This is a genomic window from Kribbella sp. CA-294648 (genome assembly GCF_050943845.1).
Classification (GTDB): Bacteria; Actinomycetota; Actinomycetes; order Propionibacteriales; family Kribbellaceae; genus Kribbella.
In genome coordinates, this window is the sequence record NZ_CP191981.1 from 4,482,846 (window position 1) to 4,496,741 (window position 13,896).

Genomic DNA, 13,896 nt, shown 5'->3' on the forward strand with positions numbered 1-13,896 from the left:
TGTCGCAGAGCTCCGTGTGCCGAGGGACAGGAGGTGCTCCGCATGAACCCGAGCCCTCACGCTCACCCAGCAGGCCGATGACCCGGATTCGAGCCCTACCTCCTGTCCGTCAGAACAAAGCCGGTCGCCGGGCTGGCTGGGTTTCGGGTTGGCCGGGATCGTCGGGCCGGCCAGGTTGGAGGGTGGCCTCTGGAAATCGCGGGGCGCGGGCGAGGGGAAGGCCGAGCGTCAGCCTGCGTTCCACCGGTCGGGGACTGGCTTGCGTCGACTTCTGCTTTCGCGGCAGCGGGACGAGCGACGGAGGAGCGAGGTAGCTGGGGGTGGGGAGCGGGCGACGGAGGAGCACGCGTGGGTGTTTGCCGGTCAGAGGTGGGTTGTGACCTGCTTGAGTCGGCGGGCTAGGAAGGTGCGTTCCACCTCGTTGCTGGTCATTGCCAGCGCTTCCTCGTAGGCCGTGGCCGCCTCCGACCGCCGGCCGAGTTGGCTGAGGAAGTCGGCTCGGGCGGCGCTCAGGTAGCCATAGGTGCTCAAAGCTGGTTCATCCTGCAGAGGCGAGAGTTCGGCGAGACCAGCTGACGGACCGTCTCGATAGCCGATCGCGACCGCTCGGTTCAGTTCGACGACCGGCGACGGCCAGAGGCGGCGCAGTACGTCGTACAGGCCGACGACCTCGGTCCAGTCGGTCTCCTGCCAGGTGGCGGCCTCGGCGTTCACCGCGACGATTGCCGCCTGGACCGAGTACCTGCTCGCGCCAGTCCTCCGCAGCGCATCCGTCAGCAGCGCGACCCCCTCCTCGATCTCCACCGCGTCCCACCGGGACCTGTCCTGTTCAGCGAGCAGGACCAGTTCTCCGCTGTCGGAGAGTCGGGTGTCGCGGCGGGAGTCGGTGAGGAGCAGCAACGCCAGCAGGCCGGCCACGTCGCTGTGGCCGGGCAGCAGATCGTGCAGGTTCCGGGCCAACCGAATAGCACCGTCGACCAGGTCCCGCCTCACCAACTCACCACCAGCCGGCGCGGTGTGGCCGGTGGTGAACACCAGATGCACGACCTCGAGGACGGCGTCGATGCGCCCCGGCAGCTCGGCACGATCTGGCACCCGGTACGGGATCCGGGCGGCGCTGATCTTCTTCTTCGCTCGTGTGATCCGCGCGGCCATCGCCGCGTCCTGGACCAGGAACGCCCGCGCCACCTCCGTCGTGGACAACCCGCACACCAGCCGCAGGGTCAGCGCGACCTGGGCGTCCCGCGACAGCGCCGGATGGCAGCAGGTGAAGATGAGGCGCAGCCAGTCGTCCGCGACCTCCTGCGGATCAGCCATATCCTCCGGCCCCGCCACCACGTCGTCCATGACCAGCAACGGCAACGCTGACCGGAGTACCGACTCCCGCCGCAGCAGGTCCCTCGCCCGGTTACGCGCGACAGTGGTCAGCCAGGCGCCGGGACGATCCGGTACGCCGTTGGCTGCCCAGTGCGCCAGCGCCTTGGCATAGGCGTCCTGGGTGCACTCCTCGGCGAGGTCGAGATCGCGCGTCACGCGCACCGTCGCGGCGAGCACTCTGGCCCACTCGTGACGGTGCGCGTTGGCGACGGCTGCCGCGACGTCGGCGTACTGCGTCAAGCCGGTGCCGTCCCCGGCTCGTTGACCGGCCGGATCTCCACGCCGCTGTGTGCCGCCGAGGTCTCGGGCAGCAGGCGGGCGAGTGCGAGCGCAGCGTCGAGGTCGGCGGCTTCCACCAGGTAGAACCCGCCGAGTGCCTCCTTGGTCTCCGCGAACGGCCCGTCCGTCGGGGTCGGCGGGCCGCTGATGCTGCCGCGGAGGGTGGTCGCGGTCGTCGTCGGCCGAAGCTCGTGGCCGGCCAGGAGCGCGTCGCCGGCCGCCGCGGCGAAGGCGGCATGCGCCGCACCCAGGTCGGTCAGTTCCTGCTCGGACAGCGCCTCCCAGGTCTGCTCGTTGCCGTAGATGAGGAGCAGGTACTTCGCCATCGTGGAATCCCATCGCTCGGGGGCCTGGTGACGGCCCGTCTACCTTGACGACGATCGAGGCGGCCGCTGATCGATGGTCCCGCGTCCCCAGTCTTCGGCAACTCTGGGTGACCGGCGACACGCGAGGGACTGTGGGCTGCGACACACAGTGATTTGTGAACACCTGATGACAGGGGGTGATGACGGTGCTGTCAGGTGCGTACCTGGGGCTCGGGCATGCCAAAATGGGAATGATCCGGGTCGGCCGACCGTTGTCTCGGATGACGAATCTCGGAGGTTTGACATGTCTAATCGCGTTCTGCGTGGTTCGGGGCTGGGTGGGGTCAGCTTCGAGGATGACCGTGGCGTGGAGTTCGCGCCGCGCCAGATGATCACTTACGACTGCCCACGAGGCCACGTGGTCGAGGTCACGATGGCGCACGACGCCGAGGTACCGGCGATCTGGGAGTGCCCCCACTGCGGCAGCGAGGCCGCCCGTTCGACCGGTGAGAAGCCGGAGCCGAAGCAGGAGAAGCCGGCCCGGACGCACTGGGACATGCTGCGTGAGCGTCGCAGCATCTCCGAACTGGAGGAACTGCTCGCGGAACGCGTCGCGTTGCTCCGCTCCGGCGAGATCGGCCCGGCGCACCTGCACCGCACCCGTTCCACCGGCAAGCGCAGCGCCTGACAAACCCGGACGGCCCGTCTCCACCACCTGGTGGAGACGGGCCGTTCAGTCTGTCCTGGCGCGGAGCAGGTCAGGCCTCGTCGGGCGGGAACACCGAGACCGGTAGCCCGGCCAGGCCGTGCAGCAGGGCACTGCTGGTCCACCGCACGTCCTCAGCCGGTACTGCGAGCCTCAGGTGCGGGTAGCGGGCGAGCAGCCGTTCCAGCGCGATCTCGATCTGCATCTTGGCCATCGGGATCCCGATGCAGTAGTGCACGCCGTGCCCGAAGGAGAAGGTGCCCTGCGGGCAGCGGGTGACGTCGAGCCGGTCCGGGTCGGCGAACTTGGTCTCGTCCCGGTTCGCCGAGCCCCAGGACAGGGCCAGGATCTGGTCCTTCGGGATGGTCACGCCGTTGATCTCGATCTCGGCCTTGGTGAACCGGAAGGTGCCGACCGAGGCGGCCGGGTCGTACCGCATCAGCTCGTCCACCGCCGCCGGGATCAGCGACGGGTCGGCGCGCAGCTTCTCCAGCTCCTCGGGGTGGGTGAGCAGGTTGAAGACGCCGTTGCCGATCGAGTGGACCGTGGTGACGTGGCCCGCGGTCACGATGATGAAGATCATCCCGACGATCTCGCCCTGGGTCAGCTGGTCGCCGTCGAGGTCCATCCGCAGCATCTCGCTGATCATGTCGTCGCCCGGGTTGGCCCGCCGGGCGTCGATCAGGGAGTTCGCGTACTCGGTCATGTTCTTGGACGCGGACGCGACCTCCGCCGGGTCCTGGCCGGCGCCGGTCAGGGTGCCCGACCACTTCCGGAAGTTCTCCCGGTCCTCCTCGGGCATCGCGAACAGATCGCAGATGGTGCCGAGCGGCAGCGGCCACGCGAACTCGGCCAGCAGGTCGACGACCGGGGCCTCCGCCAGCCTGTCCAGCAGCTTCTCCACCGCCACCTCGACACCGGGGCGTAGCGCTTCCTGGCGGGCCGGCGTCACCGCCTTGATCGCGAGCTTCCGCAGCCGGGTGTGGTTCGGCGGGTCGCTGTTCAGCACGTGCGCGGCCAGGTCGTCGTCGAAGCCGGGCTCGGCCTCTTCCTCCTCGGCCGTCGTGGAGTGCATCGGCGAGCTCAGCGTGGAGTGCTTGGCGTACATCTCGTTCAGCCGGCGGCCGTCCTTGCCGACCCGCGGGTCCAGGGCCAGCGCCTTGCAGTCGGCGTACCGGGTGACCAGCCAGACCTTGGCGCCGTGCGGGAAGATCACCTCGTGGACCGGTCCCTCACCGCGGAAGCGGCGCAGGTAGTGCGCCTGCCGCTGAACGAAGTCCTCGCCCAGGGTTTCCAGCGCCTGTACCTTTTCGGCCGGTGGTGCTTCAATCGTTTGAACAGCCTCGACAGGCTGCACAGCTTCAACTGCCATCCGGGTTCCCCTCCCAATAGGTGGCGCGCGCGAGCCGTCGAGCCCCCGCTCTGCGTCGCGTTCCTTCAGAGAGAGTCCTGCGGGTTGCCCGTTCTGATACAGACCAGGGCAGCCAGTTTTGTGCTGCCCCGGCGTACAGTCCCCCGAATCTGTATCAGCAGGGCCGTGCCGGTTGCTCAGTAGGGCGACAGGCAGCGGAGGCCGCTGCGGCCCGGGGGGAACAGAAGGGTGTATCGCCGATGAGCGGTGACGTGGCAGGCGGGGATGGCGCGGCAGGGACCGGGAAAGGGACTGCGGCAGGGACAGGGACACCGTCCCGGCCGGGGGTGTTCGAGACCTGGCGGCAGACGCCGCGGGAGGCCAAGGCGCTGCTGGCCGGTGTGTTCGTCAGCAAGCTGGCCGCGTTCCTGCAGATCTTCCTGGTGCTGTTCCTGACCCATCGCGGGTTCTCGGCCGGTCAGGCCGGCTTCGCGCTCGGCGTGTACGGCGCGGGCGCGGTGGTCGGTACCGCGGTCGGCGGCTGGCTCAGCGACCGGCTCACCCCGCGCTCGGCCACGATCATCTCGATGATGGGGTCGGCCGGCCTGATCGCGTCACTGATCTACATCACGTACTACCCGGTGATCCTGCTCGCGGTCCTGCTGGTCAGTGCGGTCGGGCAGTTCTACCGGCCGGCGGCCCAGTCGATGATCACCCAGCTCACCCCGCCCGACAAACTGGTGATGGTCACCGCGATGTACATGCTGTGCGTGAACCTGGGCACCACGGTCGCGCCGCTGGTCGGGGTCGCGCTGGCCCAGATCTCGTACAACCTGCTGTTCTGGGCGGAGGCGCTCGCCGTCCTCGCCTTCGGTCTGATCGCCCTCGTCGCGTTCCCCAAACCGGACCGCAGCGCGGTGGCCGCGGCCAAGGCGGAAGAGGCCTCCGCCGAGCCGGCGATCCGCGGCCGCTACCTGGACGTCCTCAAGGACTACCGGTACTCGCTGTTCATGCTCGCCTTCTTCCTCCAGGCCGTCGTCTACGTCCAGTACACCGCCGCCCTCCCGCTGGCGATCAAGGCATCCGGACAGAGCATCTGGTGGTACGGCGCGCTGATCACCATGAATGCGGTCATCTGCGCGAGCTGCCAGATGATCGCGACCAAGTTCGTCCAGGGCTGGTCGATCCGGGTGGTGCAGCTGGTCGGCTTCAGCCTGGTCGCGCTGGGCTACGCGATGTATGCGATCGAGCTGCTGCCCGTGTTCCTGATCCTGGGCACGCTGTTCTGGACCCTGTCGGAGATCATCGGCGTGCCGACGATGTTCGCCTACCCCGGCATGATCGCGCCGCCGCACCTGCGCGGCCGCTACATCGGGGCGATGCAGACCATGTTCGGCCTCGGGGCGACGATCGGGCCGGTGCTCGGGGTGCTGTTGTTCCAGCGCGTCGGCCAGCGGGTCTGGTTGTGGATGACGCTGATCGAGGTGGTCGCCACGGTGATCGGCGCGATCGGCATCCGTCGCGTGATCAAGCCCAAGCCGCAGGCCGAGCCGGAGCCGGCCACCCCCGAGACCGTGGTCGAACCACCGGCCGGACTGGCGGTCGACCCGACCCCCGAGTCCGCCACCGACCGCGTCACCTGAGGACCGGACCGCCGGAGGCTACTTGTCCTTCGGCGGTTCCGGGTCGATGACCTCGCCCTGTACGACGTCCTGCGCGGCCTCACGTTCGCGGTGGGCGCGGTGGGTGTCCTCGGCCGTGGGTGGGCGGAAGGTGCCCGGCATGAAGCCGGTGATCGGGTTGCCGCCGAGCTGGGCGGCAACCCGGCGGCTCAGGAACGAGGCCAGCACCTTGCGAGCGAGCGGCCGGGTGAAGGGCAGCACGAAGAAGAATCCGAAGATGTCGGTGATGAAGCCCGGCGTGAGCAGCAGCGTGCCACCGACCAGTACGAGGGCCGCGTCGGCCAGCTCCCGGCCAGGCATCCGCGCGGTCTGGGTGGCCTCCTGCAGCGCCTTCCAGGCCCGGCGGCCCTCCCGCTTGATCAGCCACGCACCCAGCGCGCTCTCGACCAGCAGCAGCGCGACCGTCGGCCAGCCACCGATCACCTGGCCGACCTGGATGATCACGTAGATCTCGATGATCGGGACGACCAGCAGAGCGATCGCGACGAACCAGGGCATGCTCACACCTTCTTACTGCAGAGGCCTTCGGGCGTACTCAGACGGGCACTTTTTCACGCTCAGGGGTCGCGGCGGGCGGGTTGTCGGGCTCCCCCGCGCGTGACGTGAGGCGGCCCAGCAACACCAGTACTGCCCCCAGGATGCCCAGGCCGGTCAAGACCCACTGCGGCCAGCCGCCCAGCGTGGTGGCCAGCGTCTTGGCGTCCCGCACCGGCACCTGCGTCACGTAGACGTCCCGGACGAACTGCCCGGTCTTGTGTTCGACCTTGCCGTCGGGGTTGATCACCCCGGAGATCCCGCTGGTCGACGCGATCAGCACGGTACGGCCGGTCTCGATCGCGCGCATCCGGGTGATCGCGAACTGCTGCTCCGGCTGCCCGGTGCCGCCGTACGTCGCGTTGTTGGTCTGCACGACCAGGATCTGGGCGCCGCCCTTGGCCACGTCGTGCACCACGCCGTCGTAGGCGAGCTCGAAGCAGATCAGGTCGCCGTAGGTCACGCCGTTGATCGGCATCAGCCCCGGACCCACGCCCGGCGCGGTCTGCCGGCCGACCATCTCCAGTCGCTTGATGTAGGGCAGCAGCTGCTCGCGGAACGGGACGTACTCACCGAACGGCACCGGATGGCGCTTCGCGTACCGCTGGCCCGGACCGGTGGCCGGGTCCCAGACGATGCCGGTGGTCTGGCGCTCGTTCGGGCCGGGTCCCTCGGTCACCGCGCCGACCAGGATCGGCACCTTCACGGCCTGCACCGCGGTCTCGATGTCGGCCCGGGTCTCGGCGTCCTTGTACGGGTCGATGTCGGTCGAGTTCTCCGGCCAGATCACGATGTCGGGCTTGGTCTGCGTACCGGCCTCGACCTGCTTCTGCAGATCCAGCGTGGCGTCGCGGTGGTTCTTGGTCACTGTCCTGGCCCGGCCGAGGAACTCCAGCCCCTTGCCCGGCACGTTGCCCTGGATCATCGCGGCGGTCACGGTCTTGCCGTTGCCCTCGGTCGACAGCGTGACCAGCGAGCTGAGGCCGACGATCGCGATCCCGGCAACCAGCGCGACCGCCCGCAGGCTCAGGCCGCTGCGGCGACGCAGTACTGCGTAGACGAAGACGCCGAGCAGGGCGATGACGAAGCTGAGGCCCGCGATCCCGGTCAGCGAAGCGAGCTTGCCGAGCGACGAGTCGGTGAAGGCCCAGGCGAGCCGGCCCCAGGGGAAGCCGCCGAACGGGACGGAGCTGGTGGCGTACTCGGTGGCGACCCACAGGCACGGCACCCAGAGCATCCACAGTTTGCGCTTGAGCACCTGACCGGCGAACATGCCGAAGACGCCGTAGAAGAGCCCCTCGAGGATGGCCAGGGCGATCGCGGCGTCACCGCCGATCACGGTCAGCCAGGGCACCAGCACCGCGTAGTACGTGATCCCGAAGCCGGAGCCGATCAGGAAGCCGGCCTTCATCGAGACGCCGTTCAGGGTGGCCAGCAGCAGCGGCACGGCGACGACGGCCAGCCAGGGATGGTCGTGGGGCTCGAACGACATCCCCAGCAGCGCGCCCGCGCCGACCGCCACGATCACTCTCGGCAAGATGCGCCCCAACGCTTTCAGCCGCTCCACCAGCACACCCCTTCGCCTCACCACCCGGTTGCTACCGGTCGCACGACGGTACAACGTCCGGCGGGCGCGGAACGATCCGGTCGGTGACCAAGAGTTGCCGAGCGGACGAACGGGGACCGGCGAGGGCCGGAAAGCGGGCGGAAAAGGAAAGAGGCTCGGCGCTCCTTCGGACCAACCGCAGACCCGCTGGATGCGAGCCCGTCGGCTGTTGTCTACTGGGCGCCGAGCCTCTTCCACCTCTGCCCCGCGGGGGGCTAACCACCGGCGATCTCAGCCCCCGTCGACTCAGGCCTGGCACTGGCCTGGTCAGCGTCGCGGGATCTCCGGTGGCCGAACTTCTTTGATCCGTTGGAGAAACGGGTGATGACGACTCCCAAAACGATGCGCGTTCGCAGCCGAAGTGTCAACCTCTCCGGCCGCTCCTTCAAGCCGTTGTAACACAGTTGCCTGCTCTCACAGGACAAACGAGCAAGCGCCAGCGGTGTCACGTTACAGAGCCGTCTCGGCACTCCACGTAATCGTTACCCAGGGCAACTAATCGTCACGCGACCGGTACGACGACGGTCCCGGTTGCGCGCGTGATCACCAGCGGCTCGGCCAGTACTTCGGCCGCTGACGCGGACAGGTCGGTCCGTCCCCGGCAGACCACCCGGGCGACGAACTCCAGCTCGCGACTGCGGTTGCCGACCCGGGAGATCGTTGCCGTCACCTCCACGACATCGCCGGCCCGCAACGGCTGCAGGAACTGCACGTCGGAGTAGGAAGCGAAAAGACCTTCATCTCCGTCGCTCTGGATGCACACCTCGGTCGCGACGTCGCCGAACAGGCCCAGCACGTAGGCGCCGTCGACCAGGTTGCCCGCGTAGTGCGCGTGGCTGTACGGGACGTACTGGCGATGGGTGACGGTCAGGCCGATAGTTGCCTTGGTCATGCACTTCTCCGAACGGCGGTGGGCTTGCGACGGGTGACAAGGGCATCGACGAGGTAGCTGGCCACCTCGCCGGGAGTGGTACCGCGGCCGAACACCCGGTCGACGCCGAGCTCGCCGGCCATCGCCTCGGTGAAACGGGGGCCACCGGCAACCAAGATCGGCCGGGTGTCCTCGGTGTAGGCCTCGCGGAAGGCGGCCGACATCTCCTTGGTGTTCAGCACGTGCGCCTCCCGCTGGGTGACCACCTGCGACACCAGGATGGCGTCCGCCTTCTCGGCCTTGGCCCGCCGGACCAGCTCCGGTACGGCGACCTGGGCGCCGAGGTTGACCACCTTCAGCTCCCGGTAGTACTCCAGGCCCTTCTCCCCCGCGAACCCCTTGATGTTCATGATCGCGTCGATCCCGACGGTGTGCGCGTCGGTCCCGATACAGGCGCCCACCACGGTCAGCCGGCGCCGCAGGCCCTTGCGGATGGCAAGGTTCGCGTCCTTCGGCGAGAGCAGTGGATAGTCCCGCTCGATCACCTCGACCTTGTCGGTGTCGACCAGGTGGTTCACCGGACCGTAGACGACGAAGAAGGTGAAGTCCGGGCCCATCGGCTTGGCGTGCACGACCAGCGCCGGGTCCATCCCCATCTTGTTCGCCAGCTGGATCGCGGCGCCCTCGGCCCGCTTGTCGTGCGGGATCGGCAGCGTGAACGACATCTGCACCATCCCGTCACCGGTGGTGTCGCCGTAGGGGCGGATGATGCTCACTGTCCCTCCTTCGATTCTGCAGTCTCGAGCAGTTCGATCGCCGGGTTGTAGTACTGCGAGGAGCGGCGGGCCACCCCTTCGAGACCGCGGCCGGCGTCCTGCGGGCGCTTCATCAGCCCGAAGGTGCCGTCGCCGATCGCGTTCAGCAGCCCGTCGTCGACGATCCGCTCCAGCAGCTCCACCGACTCCCCCAGCACCTGCCGGGCCCGCTGGGCGATGAAGCCGTCCGGAGCCGGATGGAAGTCCTCATGAAGGTTGCCTGCGGCACCCAATACGTAGCGGACGTTCTGCAGGGCCAGGTCGCGGTCGGAGATCCACGGCGTCACCACGGCCTCGGTCATCATCCCGACCAGCAGGATGCCCTGACCGGTGAGCGCGCCGACCAGGTTGAAGAACCCGTCCAGCAGGTAGCCGCGGAAGACGTCGCCGGTCATGTGCCGGGTCGGCGGCATCCACTTCAGCGGCGCGTCCGGGAACAGCTGCCGCGCCAGCATCGCGTGCGCCAGCTCCATCCGGAACGAGTCCGGGATCTCCGGGGTGATCTCGAAGGCGTGCCCGAGGCCGAGCTGCCAGTCCTCCAGCCCCGCCTCCTTGGCGAAGTACTCGTTCAGCAGCTGCGACACCGTCACCGTGTGCGCGGCCTCGACCGCGTCGGCGGTGGTCAGGTAGTTGTCCTCGCCGGTGTTGATGATGATCCCGGCGCGGGCGTGGATCTGCCGGCTGAACCGCTGGTCCACGAAGGTGCGGATCGGGTTGATGTCGCGGAACAGGATCCCGTACATCGAGTCGTTCAGCATCATGTCCAGCCGCTGCAGCCCGGCCAGTGTCGCGATCTCCGGCATGCACAGCCCGGACGCGTAGTTCGTCAGCCGGATGTAGCGCCCGAGCTCCCGTGACGACTCGTCCAGCGCGGCACGCATCAGGCGGAAGTTCTCCTGGGTGGCATACGTTCCCGCGAAGCCTTCGCGGGTCGCGCCCTCGGGTACGTAGTCCAGCAGCGACTGACCGGTCGACCGGATCACCGCGATGATGTCCGCACCCGCACGGGCCGCGGCCTGCGCCTGCGGGATGTCCTCGTAGATGTCGCCGGTGGCAACGATCAGGTAGATCCACGGCCGCTGCTCCGGGTCACCGTGCTTCTTGATCAGCCGGTCACGCTCACGCCGCCGCCCGTCGACCTTCTTCATCCCGGCCGCCGCCGCCTTGCGCGCAGCAGCACGGGCCCGTACTGCGTCCCGTCCCTCCGGCAGCCGGAACGTGACCGACCCGGAGGCCGCCTTCTGCGCCAGAACGGACAGGTCCTCCGCCTCACCCCTGACCAATGCGTCCCACACCGGCAACGCGAGCCCGTGCTCCAGGCCGACGTCGGCCCGCACTGTGTCGGCCAGCCGGTTCACCCAGGGAATGCCCTCGGTGTCGGCGCCGGCCAGCCCCGCCAGCCGCAGTACGGCGCGCTCGACCGACACCGTCGTGTGCTGCTTGGCGATGTTGACGATCGGCCGCCCCGCCTTGCGCGCCAGACTCCGCGCCTTCCGGACGGTGACCGGATCGAGGTCAAGCTTCTTCACAGCACGGGTCACGACGACCATCCTTCGGATTCGAACACGACACGACCGCCGACGACGGTCCGCCGGCAGCTCGGCACAGGTGCCTCATCGGACAAGTCCGGCAACACCGGTACCCCTGCGCGCGGATCGGTCGACCACGCCGCGACGCGTTCGTCGGGCGTCTGGACGACCAGCTCCGCGTCGCTCTCCCAGACCGCGTACGTCGCCGCGCTCCCTGGCGCGAGCACTCCGGCGTCGTCGATGCCCGCCGCTCGCCAGCCACCCCGCGTGTGCGCGGCGAAAGCGGCACGGACGGTGATCCGCTGCCCAGCCTCGTGATGAAGCGCAGCAGCCCGCACCGCTTCCCACGGACCCACCGCCGTCACCGGAGAGTCCGACCCGAAGGCCAGTACGACGCCCGCGCGCGCCAGCGAGCCGAACGGGTTCATGCCCACCCAGCGGTCACCCACGCGTTCGGCGTACATGTCGCTCGGTCCGCCCCAGAGCCGGTCGAACATCGGCTGGACGCTGGCGACGACCCCGCACCGCGCGAGGGTGGCGATCGCCGCGTCGTCGACCATCTCGACGTGCTCGAGCCGGTGCCGCGCGGCGACCAGCGCCTGCACGCCGACCTTCTCGGCAGCGAGCTCGAAGCCACGCGCGATGTTGTCGAGCGCGGCGTCACCGATGCAGTGGAAGCCGGCCTGCAGGTTCCTTTCGGTACAGGCGATCACGTGCTCGGCGATCTGCTCGGCGGTGAGGTAGGCGTGGCCGCGATGATCCGCCTTGTCCTCGTACGGCGCTCGCAGCGCGGCCGTCCGTGAGCCGAGCGCTCCGTCGGCGTTGAGGTCGCCGGCCAGTCCCGCGAGGCCGTAGGTGGTGACGTTCTCGAAGACGCCGGGCTCGCCCCAGTAGAGCGTTGCCGAGAGCCCCAATTCTCCCGCGGCCTGGCGGACCAGCGGCAACTCCCACAGCGGGCCGATGTGCGGCGCGGCCATCTCGTGGAAGGCGCCGATGCCTTGCGCGGCCATCGCCCGCACGGCCGCCCGGGAATCGGCGAGGCGCTGCTCCGGACCGACCAGTTCGCTCAGCGCGTCGCGGACGGCGTGGTTGGCGGCGCGCTCGACCCGTCCGGTCGCCTCGTACCCGGCCTGAGTGGCCAAGCCCTCGACCGCGGCGGCCAGTGATGACGAGATGACGCCGGAGTGTCCGTCGACCCGCGAGAGGTAGACGCGCCGGCCGTCAGCGGCCCGATCGAGCTCTTCGGACGTCGGCGGGCGACCCTCGGGCCACTTGGTCTCGTCCCAGCCGGCTCCGTCGATCACGGCATCGGGCCCGACCTTGGCAGCGAACGCGGAGAGCCGGTCGAGCGCCTCCGTCAGGTTCGCCGTACCGGTGAGGTCGAGGCCGGTCAGCAGCGCTCCGGTCTGGGCGGTGTGGATGTGGGCATCGACGAACGCGGGCGCGACGAGCTTGCCCCGCAGGTCGACGACCTCGTCCGCACCGTCGGCGTAGGCGGCCGCGCTGCTGTCGTCACCGAGCCAGCTGACGACGCCGTCGTCGAAGGCGATCGCGGTCGCGTGGGGGTCGGCGGGTGAGTAGACGGAACCGTTGGTCAGAAGTGTGCGCACGGACCTAATCCTCCGCCAGCCTGCCCTCGAACAATTCACGGACACCCGGCTCGTCCCGCAACAGCTTCAGCGCGTACTCCGCGTGGCCCGGCACGTAACCGTTGCCGACCAGCATCGTCACGTCAGCCGCGAGGCCTTCGGCGCCGAGCGCCGCGGCGGAGAACGACGTGGCCATCGAGAAGAAGATGACGGTGCCACCAGCCTTCGTGGACAACACCGCGCCGTGCTCACATCCCGGCACATCAACACAGACCACCGTGATGTCAGCCGATCCCGCTGATCCGTCGCCGGCGGCTCCCCCGGTCTCCTCCAGCGCGCCGGCCACCGCATTGGCCAGCGCGACCGGGTCGCGGGCGTCGGCGAGGGCTACTGCGTCGGCGAGGCCGGCCTTCTCAAGCTTGTCCGCTTCCGCCTGGAACGGGACGATGCCGATCGTCCGAGCCGCTCCGGCATCACGGGCCGCCGCCAGCGACAGCGACCCGCTTTTACCTGCGCCGCCAATAACTGACACGACAGGCTTTGTGCCTTTGTCGACATACTGGCGCACCACGCGAGCGGTCAGCGCAGGCGCTCCACACACGTCCATCACGGCCAGCGACAGCTCGGGAACGAGGTCGTCGGGCAGCTTCGCCACGATCGACCGCGCGAACAGGATCGCGTGCCCCTTGGCCGGCACCTGCTCACTGCGACCGTCCCAGTCGGCCAGCCCATCAGTGATCTGCAGGGGCGTCAGGGTGAGGGAGACCAGCGTCGCGACCCGGTCGCCCTTCTGGACGCCGAGCGGCGAATCCGGGCCAACCTCGTCGACCGTGCCGACGAGCATCCCGCCCGACCCGGTGACCGGGTTCTGCATCTTGCCGCGCTCGCCGACGATTCGCAGTACGGCCTGCTTGACCGCCTCGCCGTCACCGCCGTGCTCCTCGGCCAGTTGCCGGTACGACGCGGCGTCCAGGTTGAGGCGCTCGATCGAGATCCGCACCTCGTCGGGCCACAGCTCGGCCGAGGCGTCGAGCCGCTGGGCGGCCTGCGGCAACACGCCGGCGGGCTCGATCACGCGATGCAGTCCGACGGGCGAACCAGCACTGTCCGGCACGAGAGAACTCCTTGGGGTCAGGACGGGCAAAATACTAGTGTGGCGGTTGTACGGAGGAAATCTTGCGGTGATCTAATGGATCTACCATAAGTTCTATCGCTATCCTCACATGCGACCGACCCCAGTGTTGAGCCCCCA

General features: G+C 68.9%; 12 protein-coding genes. 2 read left to right on the forward strand and 10 right to left on the reverse strand.

The features are described 5' to 3' along the window. Positions 1–363: 363 nt before the first annotated feature. Positions 364–1,617 carry an RNA polymerase sigma factor gene (locus ACQPYM_RS21265; protein WP_433002343.1) on the reverse strand — a complete coding sequence of 418 codons (1,254 nt, stop codon included), beginning with the start codon at positions 1,615–1,617 and terminating at the stop codon, positions 364–366. Then, positions 1,614–1,982, reverse strand: a complete 369-nt coding sequence (locus ACQPYM_RS21270; protein ID WP_433002346.1) for a YciI family protein — start codon at positions 1,980–1,982, stop codon at positions 1,614–1,616. The genes ACQPYM_RS21265 and ACQPYM_RS21270 overlap by 4 nt, the downstream gene beginning before the upstream one ends. 283 nt (positions 1,983–2,265) lie before the next feature. Here ACQPYM_RS21270 and ACQPYM_RS21275 point away from each other — a divergent pair, with 283 nt between their 5' ends. Further along, complete coding sequence (locus tag ACQPYM_RS21275; protein WP_026162638.1) at positions 2,266–2,649, forward strand: RNA polymerase-binding protein RbpA; 384 nt, start codon at positions 2,266–2,268, stop codon at positions 2,647–2,649. Positions 2,650–2,719: 70 nt separating this feature from the next. Here ACQPYM_RS21275 and ACQPYM_RS21280 read toward each other — a convergent pair whose 3' ends face one another. Beyond that, positions 2,720–4,039 (reverse strand): cytochrome P450 family protein, encoded by a 1,320-nt coding sequence (locus ACQPYM_RS21280; RefSeq protein ID WP_433002350.1) that lies wholly within the window; start codon positions 4,037–4,039, stop codon positions 2,720–2,722. Between the two features lie 239 nt (positions 4,040–4,278). Between ACQPYM_RS21280 and ACQPYM_RS21285 the strand changes: the two genes are divergently transcribed. Next, the gene (locus tag ACQPYM_RS21285) at positions 4,279–5,661 is read left to right on the forward strand and encodes an MFS transporter (protein WP_433002353.1); all 1,383 of its coding nucleotides are present in this window, start codon (positions 4,279–4,281) and stop codon (positions 5,659–5,661) included. An 18-nt stretch (positions 5,662–5,679) separates the two neighbouring features. Here the strand turns inward: ACQPYM_RS21285 and ACQPYM_RS21290 are convergent, their stop codons facing one another. The 7 genes from ACQPYM_RS21290 to ACQPYM_RS21320 all read right to left on the reverse strand — a co-directional run bounded on the left by ACQPYM_RS21290 (position 5,680) and on the right by ACQPYM_RS21320 (position 13,758). Continuing rightward, the gene (locus ACQPYM_RS21290) at positions 5,680–6,198 is read right to left on the reverse strand and encodes an FxsA family protein (protein ID WP_433002356.1); all 519 of its coding nucleotides are present in this window, start codon (positions 6,196–6,198) and stop codon (positions 5,680–5,682) included. A 37-nt stretch (positions 6,199–6,235) separates the two neighbouring features. Further along, positions 6,236–7,801 carry an apolipoprotein N-acyltransferase gene (lnt, locus tag ACQPYM_RS21295; protein WP_433002359.1) on the reverse strand — a complete coding sequence of 522 codons (1,566 nt, stop codon included), beginning with the start codon at positions 7,799–7,801 and terminating at the stop codon, positions 6,236–6,238. A 541-nt stretch (positions 7,802–8,342) separates the two neighbouring features. Next, on the reverse strand, positions 8,343–8,732 hold the full coding sequence (locus tag ACQPYM_RS21300) for a hotdog domain-containing protein (protein ID WP_433002362.1): 390 nt from the start codon (positions 8,730–8,732) through the stop codon (positions 8,343–8,345). Next, positions 8,729–9,487, reverse strand: coding sequence for an OAM dimerization domain-containing protein (locus tag ACQPYM_RS21305; RefSeq protein ID WP_433002365.1), 759 nt, complete (start codon positions 9,485–9,487; stop codon positions 8,729–8,731). Before ACQPYM_RS21305 ends, ACQPYM_RS21300 begins: the two co-directional genes overlap by 4 nt. Continuing rightward, positions 9,484–11,067, reverse strand: a complete 1,584-nt coding sequence (locus ACQPYM_RS21310) for a lysine 5,6-aminomutase subunit alpha (protein ID WP_433002368.1) — start codon at positions 11,065–11,067, stop codon at positions 9,484–9,486. The genes ACQPYM_RS21305 and ACQPYM_RS21310 overlap by 4 nt, the downstream gene beginning before the upstream one ends. Beyond that, a complete protein-coding gene (locus tag ACQPYM_RS21315; protein ID WP_433002371.1) occupies positions 11,064–12,665 on the reverse strand; it encodes an amidohydrolase in 1,602 nt (533 codons plus the stop codon). Before ACQPYM_RS21315 ends, ACQPYM_RS21310 begins: the two co-directional genes overlap by 4 nt. Before the next feature lie 4 nt (positions 12,666–12,669). Continuing rightward, complete coding sequence (locus ACQPYM_RS21320) at positions 12,670–13,758, reverse strand: L-erythro-3,5-diaminohexanoate dehydrogenase (protein ID WP_433002374.1); 1,089 nt, start codon at positions 13,756–13,758, stop codon at positions 12,670–12,672. Between the last annotated feature and the right edge of the window lie 138 nt (positions 13,759–13,896).

What these genes read in the sequence shown, in the direction of transcription:
- ACQPYM_RS21300 (WP_433002362.1), bottom strand. Translation starts at nt 8,732, where the DNA reads ATGACCAAGGCAACTATCGGCCTGACCGTCACCCATCGCCAGTACGTC.
- ACQPYM_RS21285 (WP_433002353.1), top strand. Translation starts at nt 4,279, where the DNA reads ATGAGCGGTGACGTGGCAGGCGGGGATGGCGCGGCAGGGACCGGGAAA.
- ACQPYM_RS21290 (WP_433002356.1), bottom strand. Translation starts at nt 6,198, where the DNA reads ATGCCCTGGTTCGTCGCGATCGCTCTGCTGGTCGTCCCGATCATCGAG.
- ACQPYM_RS21280 (WP_433002350.1), bottom strand. Translation starts at nt 4,039, where the DNA reads ATGGCAGTTGAAGCTGTGCAGCCTGTCGAGGCTGTTCAAACGATTGAA.
- ACQPYM_RS21275 (WP_026162638.1), top strand. Translation starts at nt 2,266, where the DNA reads ATGTCTAATCGCGTTCTGCGTGGTTCGGGGCTGGGTGGGGTCAGCTTC.
- ACQPYM_RS21270 (WP_433002346.1), bottom strand. Translation starts at nt 1,982, where the DNA reads ATGGCGAAGTACCTGCTCCTCATCTACGGCAACGAGCAGACCTGGGAG.